Origin of the sequence: Aurantimonas endophytica (assembly GCF_014196845.1) — a bacterium.
Lineage (GTDB): Bacteria > Pseudomonadota > Alphaproteobacteria > Rhizobiales > Rhizobiaceae > Aurantimonas > Aurantimonas endophytica.
Genome location: NZ_JACIEM010000002.1, coordinates 296,478 through 315,447, shown reverse-complemented (window position 1 = coordinate 315,447; position 18,970 = coordinate 296,478). Strand labels below are relative to the sequence as shown.

The 18,970-nt window shown below is 68.0% G+C and carries 14 protein-coding genes; 9 read left to right on the top strand and 5 right to left on the bottom strand.

Annotated elements, in window-relative coordinates; all coding sequences use genetic code 11:
- From GGR03_RS09225 to edd, 6 genes are all read left to right on the top strand, one after another.
- Entirely contained in the window at window positions 1–1,287 is a 1,287-nt protein-coding gene (locus GGR03_RS09225; protein ID WP_183207344.1) for an NAD(P)/FAD-dependent oxidoreductase, read from the top strand.
- Between the two features lie 259 nt (window positions 1,288–1,546).
- Entirely contained in the window at window positions 1,547–2,251 is a 705-nt protein-coding gene (locus GGR03_RS09220; RefSeq protein ID WP_183207343.1) for a biliverdin-producing heme oxygenase, read from the top strand.
- Complete coding sequence (locus tag GGR03_RS09215) at window positions 2,248–4,842, top strand: HWE histidine kinase domain-containing protein (protein ID WP_246367769.1); 2,595 nt, start codon at window positions 2,248–2,250, stop codon at window positions 4,840–4,842. The genes GGR03_RS09220 and GGR03_RS09215 overlap by 4 nt, the downstream gene beginning before the upstream one ends.
- 147 nt (window positions 4,843–4,989) lie before the next feature.
- A complete protein-coding gene (gene zwf / locus GGR03_RS09210; RefSeq protein WP_183207341.1) occupies window positions 4,990–6,468 on the top strand; it encodes a glucose-6-phosphate dehydrogenase in 1,479 nt (492 codons plus the stop codon).
- A 7-nt stretch (window positions 6,469–6,475) separates the two neighbouring features.
- The gene (pgl, locus tag GGR03_RS09205) at window positions 6,476–7,183 is read left to right on the top strand and encodes a 6-phosphogluconolactonase (protein ID WP_183207340.1); all 708 of its coding nucleotides are present in this window, start codon (window positions 6,476–6,478) and stop codon (window positions 7,181–7,183) included.
- A 26-nt stretch (window positions 7,184–7,209) separates the two neighbouring features.
- Window positions 7,210–9,027 (top strand): phosphogluconate dehydratase, encoded by a 1,818-nt coding sequence (gene edd, locus GGR03_RS09200; protein WP_183207339.1) that lies wholly within the window; start codon window positions 7,210–7,212, stop codon window positions 9,025–9,027.
- 33 nt (window positions 9,028–9,060) lie between these two features.
- On the opposite strand, the gene GGR03_RS09195 is transcribed toward edd, so the two are convergent.
- Entirely contained in the window at window positions 9,061–10,989 is a 1,929-nt protein-coding gene (locus GGR03_RS09195) for a GumC family protein (RefSeq protein WP_183207338.1), read from the bottom strand.
- Between the two features lie 97 nt (window positions 10,990–11,086).
- On the bottom strand, window positions 11,087–12,115 hold the full coding sequence (locus GGR03_RS09190) for an endo-1,4-beta-xylanase (RefSeq protein WP_246367767.1): 1,029 nt from the start codon (window positions 12,113–12,115) through the stop codon (window positions 11,087–11,089).
- A 171-nt stretch (window positions 12,116–12,286) separates the two neighbouring features.
- Here GGR03_RS09190 and GGR03_RS09185 point away from each other — a divergent pair, with 171 nt between their 5' ends.
- Entirely contained in the window at window positions 12,287–13,594 is a 1,308-nt protein-coding gene (locus GGR03_RS09185; protein WP_183207336.1) for a lipopolysaccharide biosynthesis protein, read from the top strand.
- Here the strand turns inward: GGR03_RS09185 and GGR03_RS09180 are convergent.
- Genes GGR03_RS09180 through GGR03_RS09170 form a run of 3 tightly spaced genes read right to left on the bottom strand, consistent with a single transcriptional unit; the run spans window position 13,566 to window position 16,513 of the window.
- A complete protein-coding gene (locus GGR03_RS09180) occupies window positions 13,566–14,444 on the bottom strand; it encodes a DUF6492 family protein (RefSeq protein ID WP_183207335.1) in 879 nt (292 codons plus the stop codon). The two genes, GGR03_RS09185 and GGR03_RS09180, sit on opposite strands and share 29 nt — an antisense overlap.
- A gap of 30 nt (window positions 14,445–14,474) precedes the next feature.
- Window positions 14,475–15,269 (bottom strand): WecB/TagA/CpsF family glycosyltransferase, encoded by a 795-nt coding sequence (locus GGR03_RS09175; protein ID WP_246367765.1) that lies wholly within the window; start codon window positions 15,267–15,269, stop codon window positions 14,475–14,477.
- Window positions 15,266–16,513, bottom strand: coding sequence for a glycosyltransferase family 4 protein (locus GGR03_RS09170; protein ID WP_183207334.1), 1,248 nt, complete (start codon window positions 16,511–16,513; stop codon window positions 15,266–15,268). The genes GGR03_RS09175 and GGR03_RS09170 overlap by 4 nt, the downstream gene beginning before the upstream one ends.
- A 194-nt stretch (window positions 16,514–16,707) precedes the next feature.
- Here GGR03_RS09170 and GGR03_RS09165 point away from each other — a divergent pair, with 194 nt between their 5' ends.
- On the top strand, window positions 16,708–17,688 hold the full coding sequence (locus GGR03_RS09165) for a glycosyltransferase family 2 protein (RefSeq protein ID WP_183207333.1): 981 nt from the start codon (window positions 16,708–16,710) through the stop codon (window positions 17,686–17,688).
- Window positions 17,657–18,967, top strand: coding sequence for an O-antigen ligase family protein (locus GGR03_RS09160; RefSeq protein ID WP_183207332.1), 1,311 nt, complete (start codon window positions 17,657–17,659; stop codon window positions 18,965–18,967). Before GGR03_RS09165 ends, GGR03_RS09160 begins: the two co-directional genes overlap by 32 nt.
- Window positions 18,968–18,970: the final 3 nt, after the last annotated feature.

The window sequence follows — 18,970 nt, the reverse complement described above, 5'->3', positions numbered from 1 at the left end:
TTGAACCCCTACCAGTCTCCCATCGCGCCGGGACGCTCCTGGTACGAGGACAGCGTCGAGCGCCCATCCTATCCGGCACTGACCGAGAGCCTCTCGGTGGACGTCGTCGTTGTCGGCGGCGGCTTCACCGGCCTGTCGGCGGGCTTGCATCTGGCAAGGCGCGGCGTCCGGGTCGCGGTGCTGGAAGCCCACCGCTTCGGCGACGGCGCCTCCGGGCGCAATGGCGGGCAGATGGGCACCGGGCAGCGGCTCTGGCCCAAGGAGATCGAGGCCGAGTACGGGTTCGAGCGATCCAAGGCGTTGTTCGACCTCGGAGAAGACGCCAAGGCCAATCTCTTCGACTTCATCGCCGACAACGGCATCGACGTCGATCTCGGCCACGGCCAGCTGAACGTCGTGCACCGGCGACGGCATCTGGACGAATACAGGGCAGAGGTCGAGGATCTCGCCACGCGTTACGACTATCCGCACGCGCACTTCATGGATGCGGCGGAGACCGCCGAACGGCTCGGCTCGACACGCTATTTCGGCGGCATCCGCGATACCGGCACAGGACACATCAACCCGATGAAGCTCGTCGTCGGCAGTGCGCGGGCCGCCGCGTCGGCCGGCGCGCTGCTGTTCGAGGCAACGCACGTGGAGAAGCTGGAACACCGGGACGGGCGGGTAATCGCCCACACTGCCGCCGGCGAGGTCACGGCCGATCGGGCGCTGATCGCCGTCAACGCCTACGGCACCGGTCTCAACGCGAAGGTCGACGCGCATGTCATGCCGATCGGCTCGTTCATCGGCGCGACCGAGCCGTTGGCCGATCCCGACGCGATCCTTCCGGGCGGCGAGGCCTGCGCCGATTCCCGCTTCGTCGTCCGCTACTTCCGCAAGAGCGGCGACGGGCGGCTGCTGTTCGGCGGACGGGAAGCGTATACCGCCGCTACCGGCGACATGACGCGTCACTTGCGACGGCAGATCGGCGAGGTCTATCCGCAGCTGAAGGAGGTCCGGCTGACGCATGCCTGGGGTGGCTCGGTCGGCATCACCATGGAACGCCTGCCCTATGTCCGGGAAGTGGAGCCGGGAATCACCTCGATCGGCGGCTATTCGGGCCACGGGGTGATGCTGGCCAACTTCGCCGGTCGTCTCTACGCAGACCGTGTCACCGGCAGCAATCGCGATGGGCTTGCGGCGTTCGAGGCGCTGCGGATCCCGGCCTTTCCCGGCGGAAGGCGATGGCGGTCGCCGCTGCTGTTCATGGCAATGACGTGGTTCTCGCTGCGCGACCGGCTTTGACGTCGGCGAACGTGACTTTTTCCGTTTCCGGCTAAGCGTTTGTGACAGGGGAATATTTCCGGAGTCGTGTTCGCAACTCCCGACCGACCCAGAATCTTCGCGACCCCAATTCCATAGTCAGATCAGCGCTTTCGAGAAAGTTGCAACGCGCAACCGGTGTTCGCCGTTCGCGACATGCGTGCTGCCGGACTGGCGAAGGCGAAAGCGAGGCACCATCTGTCAGCCCGCCAACAGCGGGAGACCTCTGCGCGGGGTTGCGTTGCTGCCTGACACGGCCTTGAAAGACTTGCCTTATCAAGGCATTCCCTTGGATCTGATGAACGATGCGGCTTCCTGTCCTGTTGCGAATCCCGGCTTGGCGAGTGCCCGGGCAGGCGCGCCCCTGCGCGCCCTGCTGCGGCACGCGACAGAAACCCCGCATCAGCGCCTCGACAGCCATTTCGCCCGAATGACCGAGGCCCCCGACGCCTCGGACTACCACCGCTTCATCCGCATGAGCCACGCCTGCCACATGGCTATCGAGCCGGTGCTTGCGCAGATGGCGCAACGCCTGGACGATCCGCTCCTCGCACGGCGGCAATCGCTGCTGCCGATGCTGTCGCAGGACATGCGGGCTATGGGTCTCGCTCCCGTGCTCATGGAACCTCTTGCACTCAACCGCCCGGATCTGCCGGAAGCGGCAGGGCTGATCTACGTACTGGACGGCTCGCGGCTGGGCGCCCGGTTCATTCATCGGGAGTTCATCACGAAGGATCTAACACGCCGCTGGCCGGGCATCACGACGGCCTATCTGGCCGGCGCGTCCGGCCCCGACGCGTTCGGGGAGCGCATGACCGCCCTGTCCGGCCGGGTCATCTCGGAGACGGCACGGCAACGGGCACTCGCTGCGGCACAAACCGCCTTCGCCCTGTTCGAAGCCGCGTTCGCATGGGCCGCGCGCAACCCGGAGGCCGCCACGTCTTGAGCCACAGCGACGACCCCACGCAGTTCGCCGTCGACCTGACCAATTGCGACCGCGAGCCAATTCATCAGCTTGGCCGGATCCAGGGCTTCGGCTTTCTCGTCGCCGCGTCCATGGACTGGCTGATCCAGCACGTCTCTGCCAATGTCGGGGCATTCGTCGACGGCTCACCCGACACCTTGCTGGGCGAGCCGCTCGATGCGCTGCTGCCGGCCAGCGCGATGCACGCAATCCGCGGCCGGCTGCAACTCCTCACCCACAACGAGGGCTCCGAGAGGCTGTTCGGCTTCGATCTTCTGGGCACCGGCCGGCTGTTCGACGTGGCTGTCCATGTCAGCGGGCATTCGATCGTCATCGAGGCGGAGCCGTCCGCCGAGGGCCCGTCCACAAATCCCGGCACGCTGGTCAAGAGCCTGATCGCACGCATCCAGCGGACCGACGATCTCAGCGGCCTGTTCCGTGAGAGTGTGCGGCAGCTTCGGGCCGTGACCGGGTTCGACCGGGTGATGCTGTATCGCTTCGCCGACGACAATTCGGGAGAGGTCGTCGCGGAATCGGCGCGCAGCGGTCTCGAAAGCTTCCTGGGGCTGCATTATCCGGCGACCGACATTCCAAAGCAGGCCCGCGCCCTCTACGTGCGCAACCAGATCCGCATCATCGCCGACGTGCTCGCAGAGCCGGTCCCCATCGAGCCGGGCCTCGATCCGAACGGCGAGGCGCTGGACCTGTCGCTGTCGCTACTGCGCGCAGTCTCGCCGATCCACATTGAGTATTTGAAGAACATGGGCGTCTCAGCCTCGTTCTCGATCTCGATCGTCATCGACGGCCGGCTCTGGGGCCTGTTCGCACTGCACCACTATTCGGCCCGTCACCTGGCGATGGAACTGCGGAGCACCACCGAGCTGTTCGGCCAGATGATCTCCCTGATCATCGAGGCGCGGCTGCAGAAGGAGCAGCGGCGCGCCGAGGAGAAGGTGCGTGACCTGCACGACCGCTTCGTCGGCAAGATCGTCTCGGCGACGCCGTCGGTCGAGGCACTGGCGGATTTCGCCGACGACCTGCGGCAGATCGTGCCCTGCGACGGATTTGCCGTGTACGCCAAGGGCACCGCGCGCAGCTTCGGCCACTGCCCCCTGCCCGACGACATGCCGGCCCTGGCGCGCTTCCTCAACCGGGCCGCGGCCAGCCGGATCTATGCCACCGACGAGTTGGCCGCCGTGCATCCCCCGGCCGAGAATTACGCCGACCGGGTCGCCGGCGTCCTTGCCATTCCCATCTCGCGGTCGCCGCGCGACTATCTGCTGTTCTTCCGCAAGGAGCTCGTGCAGACGATCCACTGGGCGGGCGATCCCGCATCGAAGATCGGGGCATTCGGGCCGAACGGGCCGCGCCTGTCGCCGCGCAAGAGTTTCGAGGCCTGGCAGGAGACGGTGCGCGGCAAGTCCCAGGCCTTTACCGAGGCCGAGCACAAGGCGGCCGAGACGCTGCGCGTCTCGATCCTCGAAGTGCTGCTGCGCTTCAACGAGGAGACCGAACGCCGGCAGTCGCTCGCCGCCCAGCGGCAGGAACTGCTGATCGCCGAGCTCAACCACCGGGTCCGCAACATCCTCAGCCTGATCCGCGCGCTGATCGTGCAGAGCCGGCCCGGCGTTCGCTCCGTGGACGAGTTCGCGGCGATCATCGGCGGCCGCATCCAGGCGCTGGCCCGTGCCCACGACCAGATCACCAAGCAGAATTTTGCCGCGCAGGACCTTTCGGAGATCATCCAGACCGAGGTGCAGGCCTATATCGGCAACAAGGCCGGGCGCGTACGCCTCGAGGGACCCGATATCCATGTCGAGGCGCGGGCCTTCTCGACGCTGGCGCTGGTCTTCCACGAAATGGTAACGAACTCGGCGAAATACGGCGCGCTCTCCGATTCCAGCGGCTCCGTCACGGTGGCCTGGCATATCGACGCCGACGACATGTGCCGGATCGACTGGCGCGAGACGGGCGGACCGCCCGTCGCCCCACCGAGCCGGCGCGGTTTCGGCTCGACCATCATCGAGCGCTCGATCCCTCACGATCTCGGCGGCGAAGCCGAGGTCAGCTATCATCTATCCGGCTTGTCCGCGCGTTTCGGCCTGCCGGCCTCTCACTATCAACTCCGGGACGGCGCGTCGCAGCGCCCCCTCATCGGGGAAGCCCCCCAGACAGCGGCCACAATGACCGAAACCGGCAGCCTCCACGGCCTCAGCGCCCTCATCGTGGAGGACAACATGATCATCGCACTGGATGCGGAGCAGATCCTGCTCGACGCGGGCCTCGCGAAGGTCTTCACCGCAGCCAGCGTCGCCGACGCCCTCGCGATCATCGACGCGGAAGCCGTGGACATGGCCATGCTCGACGTCAATCTCGGATCCGAGACGAGCTTCGCCCTGGTCGGACCCCTGAACCGCAAGAACATCCCGTTCATCTTCGTCACCGGCTACGGCGAGGCGCTGGACCTGCCGGCGGATGCCGGCGCGGTGGAATCGATCAAGAAGCCCTTTGCCGATCACCAGATGCTGGCGGCGCTGGCGCGGGCGAAGGGCGGCAAATCGGCCGCTGTCTGAGCCGGATCGCCTGATACATTCCCGCTTCCCGGACGCTTCGACGACGGCGTCCGGGATTTTTTCTCAGCGGTGGAATTATTCAATCGATTAGACTAAAGAGCGGGCTGATCCCTCGCGATCGCGTCGCTTTTCGACAAGGGACACAGCATGTCCAGCCAGATCATTCCGGTCGAGCCTTTCGACTACGTCGTTTTCGGTGGCAATGGAGACCTTGCGGAGCGCAAGCTCCTGCCGGCTCTCTACCATCGAGACCATGACGGTCAGATTCCTGCCGACGCACGGATCATCGGTGCCTCGCGCAGCGAGATCAGCGACGACGACTACCGCGCCTTCGCCCGCGAGGCGCTGCGCCAGCATGTCGGCGCGGCGGACATCGACGATGCCTCGGTCGAACGGTTTCTCTCGAGGCTGTACTACCGCCAGATCGACGCGCGGGCCGATGGTGGCTGGGACAGCCTGCGCGCCCTGCTCGACGAGGCCGACCCGTCGCGCATCCGCGCCTTCTACCTGGCGGTCGGGCCGGCGCTGTTCGCCGACATCGCGACACGAATCGCCGAAAAGGGCCTTGCCACAGACAAGAGCCGGCTGGTGGTCGAGAAGCCCGTCGGCCGCGACCTCGAATCGGCCCGGGCGCTGAACGAGACGATCGGCCGGCACTTCAGCGAGGAGCAGGTCTTCCGCATCGACCACTATCTCGGCAAGGAGACCGTCCAGAACCTGATGGCGCTGCGCTTTGCCAATGCGCTCTACGAGCCGGTCTGGAACTCGGCCCATATCGACCACGTGCAGATCACCGTGGCCGAATCCGTCGGCCTCGAAGGCCGCGCCGGCTACTACGACAAGGCCGGGGCGCTGCGCGACATGGTGCAGAACCATATCGTGCAGCTGATGTGCCTGGTCGCGCTGGAGCCGCCGTCCTCGCTCGATTCGGACGCGCTGCGCGACGAGAAGCTGAAGGTGCTGCGGGCGCTGCGCCCGATCGACCAGAGCAATGTCGAGACCCGCACCGTGCGCGGCCAGTACAAGCATGGCGCGACGGGTGGAGCGGCGGTCCGCTCCTATCTGGAAGATCTCGGCGACAGCGCCAGCGACACGGAGACCTTCGTCGCGATCAAGGCGGAGATCGGCAACTGGCGCTGGGCCGGCGTGCCGTTCTACCTGCGCACCGGCAAGCGCCTGTCGGAGCGCATGTCGGAAATCGTCGTCACCTTCCGGCCGATCCCGCACAACATCTTCGCGGGCTCGGCTGGCAACGTCATCCAGAACCAGCTGGTCATGCGGCTGCAGCCCGACGAGGGCGTCAAGCAGTGGCTGATGATCAAGGACCCCGGCCCTGGCGGCATGCGGCTGCGGCACGTGCCGCTCGACATGAGCTTTGCCGCATCCTTCGGGGTGCGCAATCCTGATGCCTACGAGCGACTGCTGATGGACGTCATCCGCGGCAACCAGACCCTGTTCATGCGTCGCGACGAGGTCGAGGCCGCGTGGGAATGGGTCGACCCGATCCTGCAGGGATGGGAGGAAAAGGGGATGAAGCCGCAGGGCTATACTGCCGGAACCTGGGGTCCCTCCTCGGGCGTCGCGCTGATCGAGCGGGACGGCCGCACCTGGCACGAGCCGGACTGAGCGCGTCATGACCCTCTCCCCGGCCTTTCACTCCTATGGGTCCAGCGAGGATCTCGCCGAGGCGTTGGCCGCGGGCGTCGCCGCGGTCCTTGCCGGCGCGATCGCGACGCGCGGCGCTGCCACGCTTGCCGTATCGGGCGGCTCGACCCCGAAACGCTTCTTGGAGCGCCTGGCGGAAACGGAGATCGACTGGGGCTGCGTCACCGTCACGCTGGTCGACGAGCGATGGGTGCCGGAGACCGACGAACGGTCGAATGCTGCCATGGTGCGGCGGCATCTGCTGACCGGCCATGCCGCCAGGGCGCAGTTCCTGCCGTTCTACCTCGAGGCCCCCGCGCCGGAGGACGTCGCCGATGAGTTGCGGATGCGCTTCCTGCGGCTTGCCCGTCCGTTCGACGTGACGGTGCTCGGCATGGGTGCCGACGGCCACACAGCCTCGTTCTTCCCGGGGGCCGATCATCTCGATCGCGCGATCGACCCCGACACAGACGAGCCGGTCGCCTTGATCCGCGCGCCCGCCGCCGTCGAGCCACGCGTGACCCTCACTCTGCCGCTGATCGTGGACACGCGGTTCCTCGCTCTCCATATCGAGGGCGACGAGAAGCTTGCCGTCTACGAGGCGGCCCTCCAGCCGGGTCCGGTCGACAAGATGCCGGTACGCGCCGTGCTCCGCGCCCCGCGAGACGAGCTCCTGGCCGTTTTCTGGGCGCCCTGAAACCGCTTGAACTGGAGGTCCTGACGATGACCGCAGACCGCCGCATCGAAGAGATCACCGATCGCATCCGCGAGCGCTCGGCGCCGACGCGGGACGCCTACCTCGCCCGCATCCGCAGGAAGGGCGCCGATGGCCCGAAGCGCTCGACGCTCACCTGCGGCAATCTCGCCCATGGCTTCGCGGCCTGCGGGCCCACGGACAAGGCGCGGCTGTCGGAGGGCGCCACGCCCAATCTCGGCATCATCACCGCCTATAACGACATGCTGTCGGCGCATCAGCCCTTCGAGCGCTATCCGGAGATCATCCGCGAGACGGCGCGCTCCGTCGGCGCGACCGCGCAGGTCGCATCGGGCGTTCCGGCAATGTGCGACGGCGTTACCCAGGGCCAGGCCGGGATGGAGCTGTCGCTGTTCTCCCGCGACGTCATCGCCATGGCGACGGCCGTCGGCCTCAGCCACGACATGTTCGATGCCGCCGTCTATCTCGGGGTCTGCGACAAGATCGTGCCCGGCCTCGTCATCGCGGCGCTCACCTTCGGCCATCTGCCGGCGATCTTCATCCCGGCCGGGCCGATGACATCCGGCCTGCCGAACGACGAGAAGAGCCGGATCCGCCAGCTCTACGCCGAGGGCAAGGTGGGACGGGACGCGCTGCTCGAGGCGGAGTCGAAATCCTACCATGGCCCCGGTACCTGCACCTTCTACGGCACCGCCAACTCCAACCAGATGCTGATGGAGATCATGGGCCTGCACACGCCGGGCTCGTCCTTCATCAACCCCAACACGCCGCTGCGCGACGCGCTGACCCGCGAGGCGACGCGGCGGGCTCTGTCGATCACCGCGCTCGGCAACGAATACACGCCGGCCGGCCTCGTCGTCGACGAGCGGGCTGTGGTCAACGGCGTCGTCGGGCTACATGCCACGGGCGGCTCGACGAACCACACGATGCATCTCGTCGCGATGGCCGCAGCCGCCGGGATCAAGCTCAGCTGGCAGGACATCTCGGACCTGTCGGACGTGACGCCGCTGCTTGCGCGGGTCTATCCGAACGGCCTTGCCGACGTGAACCATTTCAACGCCGCCGGCGGCATGGGCTTCCTGATCCGCGAACTCCTCGACCGCGGTCTGCTGCATGACGACGTGCGCACGGCCTGGGGCGCCGGGCTGCGCGCCTACGCCGTCGAGGCCAAGCTCGGGATCGACGGGCAGTCGGTGATCCGGGCGGATGCCCCGCGCGACAGCGGCGATCCGAAGGTGCTGACGACCGCGGACCAGCCCTTCTCCTCGAATGGCGGCGTTCGGATGCTGACCGGCAATCTCGGCAAGGCCGTGATCAAGGTGTCGGCGGTGAAACCCGAGCGGCGCGTCGTCGAGGCGCCGGCGAAGATCTTCCACGACCAGAACGACCTCAAGGCAGCCTTCGATGCCGGCGACCTGAACACCGATTTCGTCGCCGTCGTGCGCTTTCAGGGACCGCAGTCGAACGGCATGCCGGAACTGCACAAGCTGACGCCGCTGCTCGGCGTCCTGCTCGATCGCGGCCACCGCGTCGCGCTGGTCACCGACGGGCGGATGTCGGGCGCCAGCGGCAAGGTGCCGGCGGCGATCCACGTGACCCCCGAGGCCAAGGCCGGCGGGCCGATCGCCCGGATCCGCGAAGGCGACTTGATCCGGCTCGACGGCGAGGCCGGCACGCTCGAAGTGCTGGTCGACGCTGCCGAGTTCGAGGCACGCATGCCCGAGCAGCCGGATCTGTCGGCCAACGAGTTCGGCATGGGCCGCGAACTCTTCGCCGCGTTCCGGGCAACGGTCGGCACCGCCGATCAGGGCGCCAGCGTCTTCTGACGCTATTCTTCAGGCTGCAGGCGGCGAGCGGCCTCAGATGGCCTGGCGCCGGCTGCGGATTTCGGCGATGTGCCGCTTGACCGCCGCAATGTCTTCCTGGAGGCGCTCGACCTCGGCGTCCTCCTCGATCAGGGCGAGGCTCGGATTGGCTGGCGCCGGATGCTCCTCGGCGAGCGCCTGGATGCGCTCCCGCAACGTCCGGCGGCGTTCGGTCGGGGCTTCTTCCCGCTCCGGCTCGCGGGCATCGCCCGATCGCGATTCTTCCGCCGGCAAGTCCGCCGCCACCGAGGCCTCCGGTCCGGGCGCCGTTTCCGGATCATGCGGCTCGGCGGGGTCCTCCTGCCTTTCGGCCCGGTGCCCGGCATCGCTTTTTACGGCATCCTCACGGTCGTTGGCCGGACGCTCCCGGCGCATGTCGCTTGCGCCCGCAAGCACCGTCGGGCGGAACCCGGTCGTTGCATCCGGAAGGCGTAGGCTGGTGGGAATCGGCGCCGCAGGGGCGGCCGCGCGCGCCGCCGGCATGCTGCGGACGAGCATGATGATGGCCCACAGGACGGCCAGCCCGATGCCGGCCATGAGACCGAGAATTGCCCCGACCATGACGACCGCCCGGCGGGAAACGCTGGAGGGCTCCAGCGGCGGGGTGGCCGAGGAGATCACGCGGACATTGGCGGTATTCAGCATTTCCTGCTCGCCGGTCTCACGCGCCCTGAGCAGGAAGGCCTCGTAGACCGCCCTCGATGCCTCCACCTCGCGCTCGAGCTCGCGCAGCTTGACGAAGGACTCGCTGGTGGCGACCTGCTTGGTCTTGAGCTCGTTGATCTGTGCGGTGAGATTGCGATTGGTCTCCTCGGCGCGCGACAGTTCGGTCTGCGCCGCGGCAACGATACGGTTGACCTCCTGGCGGATCGCGTTGCGGGCCGAATCCAGCGCCTGCTCGCTGGCCAGCAGCTGGGGGTGCCTGGGCCCCAGCGTCACGGCCAGGCTCGCCCTCTGCTGCGACAGCTCCGAATAGGTATTGCGCAGCCGGCTCAAGGCCTCCGAGGTGAGTTCCTCCGGAAAGGAGCCCTCGACGACGGCGTCGACGCTGGCATTGGCCATCTGCTCGGCCCGGACGCGAAGCGCCGTGATGTCGCTGCGAGAACGCGCCAGCTGGTCGTTCATGCGCAGGATATAGTCGTCATCGACGAGGCGGCCGCCGACCCCCACCAGCCCGTTTGCCGACTTGTACTCCTCGACCGCGCGCTCGGCCTCGACGACGGACTGGCGCAGTTCCGCTAGACGGGAGGAGAGCGCATCACTGGCCCGCCGTGCCGTCGAGGACTGCACCCGTCCGAGCTGGTCTATGAAGGTCTCGGCGACGCGGTTGACCAGTTGCGCGGACTTCTCCGGGTCCCACGTCTCGACGCTCAGATTGAGGACGAAGCTCTTCGGATCGCGCGAGACGGTGGTGGCATGGCGGAAATTGGCGATGGTCTGCAGGCGGCGACGGGTGGTGACCTGCTGCTGGTCACCGAAAAGGCCGTTGAACCAGGCCGTCAGCGATCCGAAGGTCGTCTCCGCCGTGCCGTTGAACTCGGGATCGGATACGAGGTCCGCCTCGTCGACGACCCGGCCCAGCACGTCGTTGGAATAGATCACCGCCATCTGGCTCTCGATCAGCGCCAACGTGGCGTCGGACGGCAGGCCGTTCGGTGTCACCTCGTTGGCGACGACCTTGATGTCACGCGGATCCGCGAGGATCGCGGTCGTCGCGGTGTATTGCTTGGGCGTCGACAGCGCCACGGCGACCGCGATCATGATCCCGACAACGGTGGTAAAGGCGATCAGCCATTTCGACGCCCAGACGGAGCGGATGATGTAGACCGGGTCGAGAAGCGTCGATGACGGAACGGGCTGGGCGGCCCGGCGATCGTGGCGCGGTGCGTGGAGGGTGCCGGGACTGTCGGTATTCGAGAACATGGACTGCCACCGCTTCGCCAAGCGGTCCTACAACAGGATCGCCCCGAGCCGCCAAAATCGCGCTTTATGCTCAATAAACGGTTAAGGCGCAGCGGCTTCAATCACCGCGCCTCAACCGCTCGTCCAGCAGCCGCATCCATTCCTTCGGTACCATATCACGGTCGAGCGGCAAGGGGCGATCCGGGGCGCCGTCGGGCCGCGGCAGGACCGCCGGGATCCAGCTGTAGCGGTCGCTGATGCCCCAGACGATCACCGCCTCCGGCGGCTTCCAGGCAAACAGCGCGTCGAGCAGGTCCGAGACCAGCCGATGGGCGGTCGCGTCCTGCGTCTGCGGGTCTGCAGGGCTGTGCCAGTCGATCACGTCGAGCTCGGTGACCAGCAGGCCGACGCCGAGCGCACCCAGTTCGCGGTGGAAGCGTTCGAGCGCTGGCTTGTCGATCTCCCGGTCGGCGTAGAGATGCCCCTGCATCCCGACGCCGTGCACCTCGACCCCGCCGTCCTGCAACTGCCGGACGATGGAGAGCATCACGTCGCGGCGTGCATCGAAGCGCGGGCCGACGAATTCCAGATCGTAGTCGTTGATCACCAGGCGCGTCGCCGGATCGGTTCTCGCAGCCGCCGCAAAGGCGATCGGGATGTGCCGCGGCCCGAGCTTGCGCAGCCAGTCCGTGCGCCGCAGCGGCCCCTCCTGCTGCGGATCGTTGGCGATCACCTCGTTGACGACGTCCCAGCCGGCGAGCTTGCCGCGATAGCGGTCCGTCACCCGCTCGACATGCTCGACCAGCACGGCCTCGGCCTCGCCCGCGTCGTCGATCGCCTCGACCCAGGCGGGCAACGCATTCCACCAGACATGGCAGGTGCCGCGCGACTGCCGGCCGTTCGCCAGGGCGAACTCGACCAGCCGGTCGGCCGGCTCGAAATTCCAGGCGTCGCGCGCCGGGCGTATCTGATCGAACTTCAGCTCGTTCATCGGCATGATGAGATCGCAATGGTCGAGAAACGCCTGGCGATAGGCCGGGTCTGCGTCGAAGTATTCGGCCTGAATGGCGCCGCCGAGCGGAACGCGGCGCGGCGCGGCGGCTTCGGACTTGCCATGGGCTTTGCGACCGGCGGTGCCGGTCAACATGAGCCCGGCGCCCGCGGCCATGAAGGAACGCCGCGTTAAGGGTGCGGCCTTACTGGTGGGATGGGCGGCCGGGGGATATTCCGGCACAATCGCGGCGCCGGCTGCGGCCGAGCGACGCGCGGCAAGACGCCGATGCGTGATCATCGAAGTGCCCTACTCCAGGAATCGTGAATGGCGCCGATCGCAGTCTGGACGGGAAGGCTTAAGGGCAACCTAAACCTCGTGCGCGACTACGTTTCGCTGCTGTCCGGCTCGGCCGGGCGGCTGGTCCTGTCGCTGGCCTATTTCGTCTGCATCGCCAATGCGCTGTCGGTCGGCGATTTCGGCCTCTTCGCCACGGCATCGGCCACCGGCATCGTCCTGTCGCGCATCGCCGGCTTCGGCTTCGTCTCGCCGCTCTACCGCGTGGCGACCGGCCGAGCGCGTCTGATCGGCGCCTACACGGCCGGGCTGCTCGCGGCCTTCGCCCTGTCGCTGCCGCTGGTCGCGATTGCGGCCGCCGGCTTCTACCTCGCCTTCTTCAAGGGCGAGATGGGTGTCGGCGCCTATGCCGCTGTCGTCGCCGCCGAGGTGCTGTTCTGGCGCAGCCTCGAGATCGTGACCATCGTCAATAACGGCCTCGGCCGTTTCGCCCGCGGCGCGGTCATCGTCATCGCCGGCTCGGCGATCCGGGCGGCGGCGGCGGTTGGCTTCCTGTTTCTCGGCAGCGGTTCGCTGGCGACCTGGTCGCTGGCTTATCTCGGCGCCAACGCGGTGGCGGCGATCCTCGCGGTGATCGTCTACTATCCGCGCCAGCGCCTGCGTTTCCGCCCGGACCTCTATCTGGCGCGCTGGCGCGACAGCGTCTCGGTGGCCGGCGCGGAGGTGATCTTCTATCTGCAGTCGGAGCTCGACAAGCTGCTGGTGCTGTCGCTGGGCGGCCCGCAGGCGGCCGGCATCTACGCCATCCTGATGCGCCTGATCGACCTGACGGCGCTGCCGATCCGCTCGTTCAACACGATGATCGTGCAGCGCATGATGCGCAACCCGACGCTGCTCAGCCGCTGGCCGGTGCGCTGGGGCGTCGAGGCCGGCGTCGCGATCGTCTCGATCGCCGGGCTCGCGGCCCTCGGGGGCTTCCTGCACGTCTTCCCGACGGCGCTCGGCGAGAATGTCTCGGATGCGGCGCCGCTCGTTCTCATCGCCCTCACCGTGCCGGCGTTCCGCAACCTCATCGAATACGAGAGCGAGTTGCTCTACGCCCGGGGCAAGACCACGTTGCGCGCCCTGATCCTGGCGATCGTCGGCCTGATCAAGGCAGGCTTCCTGGTGATGCTGCTGCGCACGATGCCGACGACCGAGAGCTGGGTGCTCGGCCTCAACGGCCTGTTCTTTGCCTTGTGGATCGTTTCGGCGGCTGCGACCTATGCCGCGCTGGACTGGTCGCGACCGCCTCGAATGACGCGGCCGGTCACGCCAGCCCCGCAGCCCGGCGAATGAGCGCCGGGTCGGTTCCGGTAAAGGACTGGATGCCGGCCGCGACCTGATGCGGTTCGAGATCGGCGGCAAAGTCGTGCAGGGCCTCGGCGCCAAGGGCCTGCCCCGTCCAATACATGTGACAGAGATTGACATCGCCCGGCGAATGCCGATCCGGCCTTGCCTCGATCTCGTCGACGAAGCGGCCGTAGAGGGTGCATTCGGACAAGGTGCGCGTCGCCGCGAGCGCCGACGCCCAGGAACGCCCGGTCCGGCTCTCGATGCGGCCGAGCATCTCGCGCACCGTGTCGCTGCGCCAGGCGATCAGCGTGGCGATGTAGCCCGTGTCAGTCTCTTCCGGGCGGTCGATGCCAAGCAGTTGTCCGGCCTTGCGGGACCATTTGCGATGCTCCTCGCGGGCGCCCGGTTCGAGAGCCGCGAGAGCGCCGGGCCGACGGTAAAACCGGACCTTCTCGCCTTCGTGGAACCAGCCGACATCGAACGGCCGCAGGAACACGACGTCGGAATCGACCGACACCATCACCGTTTCATCGAGCGCCGCGGCCATGGCGATGCGGCGCAGCTGCTGCACGTGCCAGCCGCGTAGCGGCGGGCCCATCGGCGACAGCCAGAAGCGTCGTCGGCCAAGCGACAGCGGGTCGGGAAACGGGCGCAGCCAGAAGGGCAGCAGGTCGCGCTCGTCGACGATCTCGCGACGCGGCCCGGCAAGGCCGCGGAACAAGGCCACGTCCCGCGACTCGACGAGGATCAGATGGCGGGTGTGGCCCGTAACGCGGCGGTCGATGCTCTCGCAGAGCAGCCGACATCGCTCTAAGTCGCCGCGATAGCTCGACGTTACGATGGCTGTCTGCAAGCTTCCTCCGACATCACCCACCGGCTGACGTCAGGCCGCGGTCCGATTCCGCCGCAACTTATCGCGCAAGATCTCCAGCAGAAAGAGCGGATTGCCGAGAATGTAGCGGCGCCACAGCCGGCCTGGCTCGAGCCCGAGCCGCCAGAGCCATTCGAGCCGCAGCGCGCGAACGGCCCGCGGCGCGCGCGCGACATTGCCGGCGAGGAAGTCGAACAGCGCGCCGACGCCGATGAAGAGCCGGCCATGCCGGTCGTCGAGATGATCGGCGATGAACAGCTCCTGACCCGGCACGCCCATCGCGACGAGCACGATGTCCGGACGCGCGGTCGTCAGCGATGCCAGCACAGGGGCGTGATCCGCGCCGAAATAACCGTCGGATATGGGCAGGTAGACATGCGCCGGGATGGAAGCGGCAAGCTTGGCCGCCGCACGTTCCGCGACGCCGGGCGATCCGCCGACCAGCGCGACGCGCAGGGGTTCGCGCAGCGAGGCGAGCAGACGCGGCACGAAATCGGTGCCGTTGAGGTTTTCGCAAAACGGCGCGCCGTGGAGGATTCGCCCGGCGATCTCGATCCCGATCCCGTCGGGCAGAACCAGGAACTGCGCCAGCGCATCTCGGTAGCGCGGGTCGCGGCGGACGAGATTGACGCAATGGGCATTGACGAAGGCGAGGCGCGTCATCTGCCCGGCGGCGAGCGAGGCGCCGAGCGCGGCGATGACCGTGCCTGCCGTAGCGTCGGCGACCGCAACGCCGGCGATCATTCGAACCGGCATCATCGCCTGGGACAACGGGGCGGCCGATCGCGGCTGCGTCAGCGCGGTCAATTCGCGCTCCCGACGAAGGCCGGCTGGAGCCCTCCATCCGTTCCCGTCACGCTGCGCGACAATGCGAGCCCCCGGGAGAACAGCGCGAGCCCGGCGGCGATGCCGGCGTCCAGCCCCTTTTGCTGCGAGGCGGCGAAGGCGCTGCCGTCGAGCCGGATATCGGCGCCGGCCCGTTCCGCCGCGACGCGTGTGGCCAGCAATGCGGCGAACTCCGCCGGATCGTCGGCAACGTCGACGTTCGGCGGCAGCGTTGCGACGCCGCGCAGGGCCTGCGGCGTCGCAACGGCCGGCATGCCCTCCTCGAACGCCTCGATGGTCTTCAGCTGCACGCCGGTGCCGCCCCTGGTGGCGAGCGCCAAGACCCGCGAGCCGCGCACGAAGCGTTGCGCGTCGTCAACCCGGCCGAGAAACGCGACATTGGTCGGCGTGGCCGGCGGCGGCCCGTCGAGCCGGCCGGCAATGGCGACGGTGAGATCGCCTGGCAGGCGCGGCACCACCTCGCCAAGGAACCAGTCGAGGCCGACGCGGTTCGGCGCCCAGCTCCAGGTGCCGATCAGCCCGATATCGTGATCGCGGTGGCCATCATCGACCGTTTGCCTGCGGCCGACGGTCAGCACCAGCGGCAGGCACTTCGGGTTGCCCGCAAGGCCGAGGCCGGCGCCGTCCTCGGCGCTCAGCGTGTGCACGACGGCAGCTTCGCGGCAGAGCCGCTGCTCGGCGCGCTGCAGCAGGGCGGCCTCGCGGCGATAGAGAAGCCGCGTTGTCCGGCGACCGGCGTTGGCAGCGTTCTCCTCGGCCGAGCGGTGCTCGACATTGTGGGCGATGAAGATCGCCGGAAACTCTGTCAGGAACGGATAGGCGGAGGGCATCTGCAGCGAGTTGAGCACCAGTCCGTCGATGGGCCCCGCCTCGGCCAGCCGGGCGAGCAGCGCGCGCCGCGACAGGCCCGCGAGCTTGGCGGCCGTCACCGGCAGCCCCCTCGCCAATGCGCCCGCGAGCCACAGCGCCTTCTGCGCACGGCCGGCGCCAGCATTTTCCAGCGCGATGTCGCCGAGGCAGATCGCCTCGCTCCCTGCCGCGGCGGCCTCACCGGATCCGCGACGGCGGAACCCGGCAAAGCTCAGCTCGACCCCCTGACGACGGTAGGCGGCGATGATCGCCTGGTTGGCGATCTCGAACCCGGTCGTCGGGTTCTCCGTCGGCAGCAGCGATGAAACGAACAGAAGATGCACAGGTCTACCCATCCCGGTCCGCCTCGGATCTCACCCAGGATCGCAGCCCGAGATTGCCATTGCCCTAATCCCACCCTGCAAATACGCGTTAGCAGACCGGCGCGGGCGAAAATCGCGAGAACAGCGCCGATGGCGCCATCGGGGCGATGGTTTCTTCACCTTCTTCTGTTGTTGATCGGGGACGATCGTCCATCAGCGGTAGCCGAATGTCCGAAGCCGTCAGCATCGAACGGGTATCCCCCGGCCTGTCCGGCGATGACATCGACGTCGTGGTGACGCTGCCGACCTTTCGAAGGCCGGAGCATCTCCTGCGCACCCTGGCGTCGCTGCAGGCGCAGGTGACGTCCCAGCGCTTCGCGGTGATCGTCATCGAGAACGACGCCGAGGGCGGCGAAGGCCGCCGTGCCGCCGATCCGCTGTTCGCCGAGGGAGCCCTCGCCGGGCTGGTCATCACCGCCCATGCGCGCGGCAACTGCTCGGCCTACAATGCCGGCTGGTCGACCGCCCTCGAGCAATTTCCGTCGATGCGCTACCTCGCCGTGATCGACGACGACGAGATAGCCGGCCCTGACTGGCTGGTGCGCCTCGTCGCGACGGCGGAGAAGCTACCGGCAGACATTGTCGGCGGCCCCCAGATTCCGGTCTTCGAGAAGGAAGCCGGCCGCCGGCTCCTGAGGCACCCGGTGTTCGTCCCGCATTACGCGGTCACCGGCCCCGTGCCGATCCTCTATTCCTCCGGCAACGTGCTGATCCGCCGCCAGGTGCTGGAGACGATGGGCGCGCCCTTCCTCGACACCGCCTTCAACTTCATCGGCGGTGGCGACAGCGACTTCTATTCGCGCTGCCGGGAGCGCGGCTTCACCTTCGGCTGGTGCGCCGAGGCGCCGGTCCACGAGACGACGCCGCCGCGCCGGATGGAGTTCTCCTGGCTCAATGCCCGCGGCATGCGCAACGGCGCGCTGTCCTCCATCATCGAGCGCCGCCGCCAGGGCGGCCGCCGCGGCAGCGCACGACGCTTCGCCAAAAGCGCTGCCCTGCTCGCCGCCTCGCCCTTCCGGTCGGCGGCGCTCGCCGCCCGCACCGGCTCGGCCGTCGCCGGCCTCTATCCGATGCAGGTGGCGATAGGCCGGCTGCTCGCCGAATTCGGGATCGTCAATGAGCAATACCGCCGTCCCGACCAGAACTGAGACGGCCGGCCACGGCACCGCCAGCGCCTGGCTGGTCGACGCCACGCGTCTCGTGCTCGGCGCTGGCCTGCTGACGCTGCTGCTGATGACGTTCTCGCCGTTCGCGGTCTCTTTCGAGGGGAGCCGCGACGCCGGCGATATCGTCAATCAGGTCGGCTATTCCGCCCTGGCGGCCGTGGCTCTGGCCGGACACCTGATGTTCACGGGCCGGGCCGTGGCGCTGTCTCTGCTCCGACCGGCCTGGCTGCTGATGGCGGCGTGGCTGGTGGTCAGCGCGCTGTTCGCCCTCAGCCCGCAGAACGCGCTGCGGACGGCCGCCTTCACGATCTTGGCGATGATCGCCGTCACCGGCGCGCTGTCGCTGCCGCGCGACGCCCGCTCCTTCCGGATCTGCCTCACCATCGCGGCGCTCGCCGTCCTCGGCCTCTCCTATGTCGGCATCGTCGCCATGCCGGGCGTCGCGATCCATGACGGCGGCGGCACGGAGCCGCAGCACGCCGGCCTCTGGCGCGGCATCTACAGCCACAAGAACGTCGCCGGCGCGGTGATGGGGGCGCTGTTCTTCTGCGGGCTCTATCTGTTCCGGTCGGGCCAGCGCTGGACAGGGCTGCTGATCGCCGGCCTGTCGGTGCTCTTCGTCCTCAAGACGGGCTCGAAGACCGCGACGGCCCTGCTGCCGGCTGTCGCCTGCCTGGTCATCGGCCTGCGGCTGTTCGGCGGAAGGCTGCTGCCGGCGATCGCGGTCGGCGGGGCGGTTGCCGCGATGGCCCTGCTGACGCTGGGCACGGTGCTGTCGCCAACGCTCGACTCCATCCTCCAGGCCGTCCTTCCCGGCACGACATTCACCGGCCGAACCGATCTCTGGCGGTTCGCCCTGGAGCTCTTCCAGGGACGGGAATGGACCGGCTTCGGACTGAACTCCTTCTGGCAGACCAATGTCGCCTACGGCGCGGAGCGCAATTTCGAGCTCGCCTGGGATACGCGCTCCAGTCCCAACGGCCATAACGGCTTTCTCGACGTCGCGCTGGCGACCGGCTGGCCGGGCCTCTGCCTCGCCGTGCTGGTTCTCGTCCTTCTGCCCCTGCGCGACTACGTCAGGATCGGCAACGCGCCAGAGGACCAGCGCCTTGCCGACATGTTCCTGATGATCCTCGCCTTCCTGCTGCTCAACTCGTTTCTCGAGAGCTTTCTCTTCGAACGCGCCAACCCGATCTGGATGATCCTGTGGATGGCTGTCGCCGGTCTGCGGCTGCTGTCCTGCCACAGGCTGCAGCGATGAGAC

Bases quoted from the DNA above. Each gene is read 5' to 3' on its own strand.
- zwf (WP_183207341.1), top strand. From the start codon at position 4,990: ATGTCCAGCCAGATCATTCCGGTCGAGCCTTTCGACTACGTCGTTTTC.
- pgl (WP_183207340.1), top strand. From the start codon at position 6,476: ATGACCCTCTCCCCGGCCTTTCACTCCTATGGGTCCAGCGAGGATCTC.
- edd (WP_183207339.1), top strand. From the start codon at position 7,210: ATGACCGCAGACCGCCGCATCGAAGAGATCACCGATCGCATCCGCGAG.
- GGR03_RS09195 (WP_183207338.1), bottom strand. From the start codon at position 10,989: ATGTTCTCGAATACCGACAGTCCCGGCACCCTCCACGCACCGCGCCAC.
- GGR03_RS09190 (WP_246367767.1), bottom strand. From the start codon at position 12,115: ATGTTGACCGGCACCGCCGGTCGCAAAGCCCATGGCAAGTCCGAAGCC.
- GGR03_RS09185 (WP_183207336.1), top strand. From the start codon at position 12,287: ATGGCGCCGATCGCAGTCTGGACGGGAAGGCTTAAGGGCAACCTAAAC.
- GGR03_RS09170 (WP_183207334.1), bottom strand. From the start codon at position 16,513: ATGGGTAGACCTGTGCATCTTCTGTTCGTTTCATCGCTGCTGCCGACG.
- GGR03_RS09165 (WP_183207333.1), top strand. From the start codon at position 16,708: ATGTCCGAAGCCGTCAGCATCGAACGGGTATCCCCCGGCCTGTCCGGC.
- GGR03_RS09160 (WP_183207332.1), top strand. From the start codon at position 17,657: ATGAGCAATACCGCCGTCCCGACCAGAACTGAGACGGCCGGCCACGGC.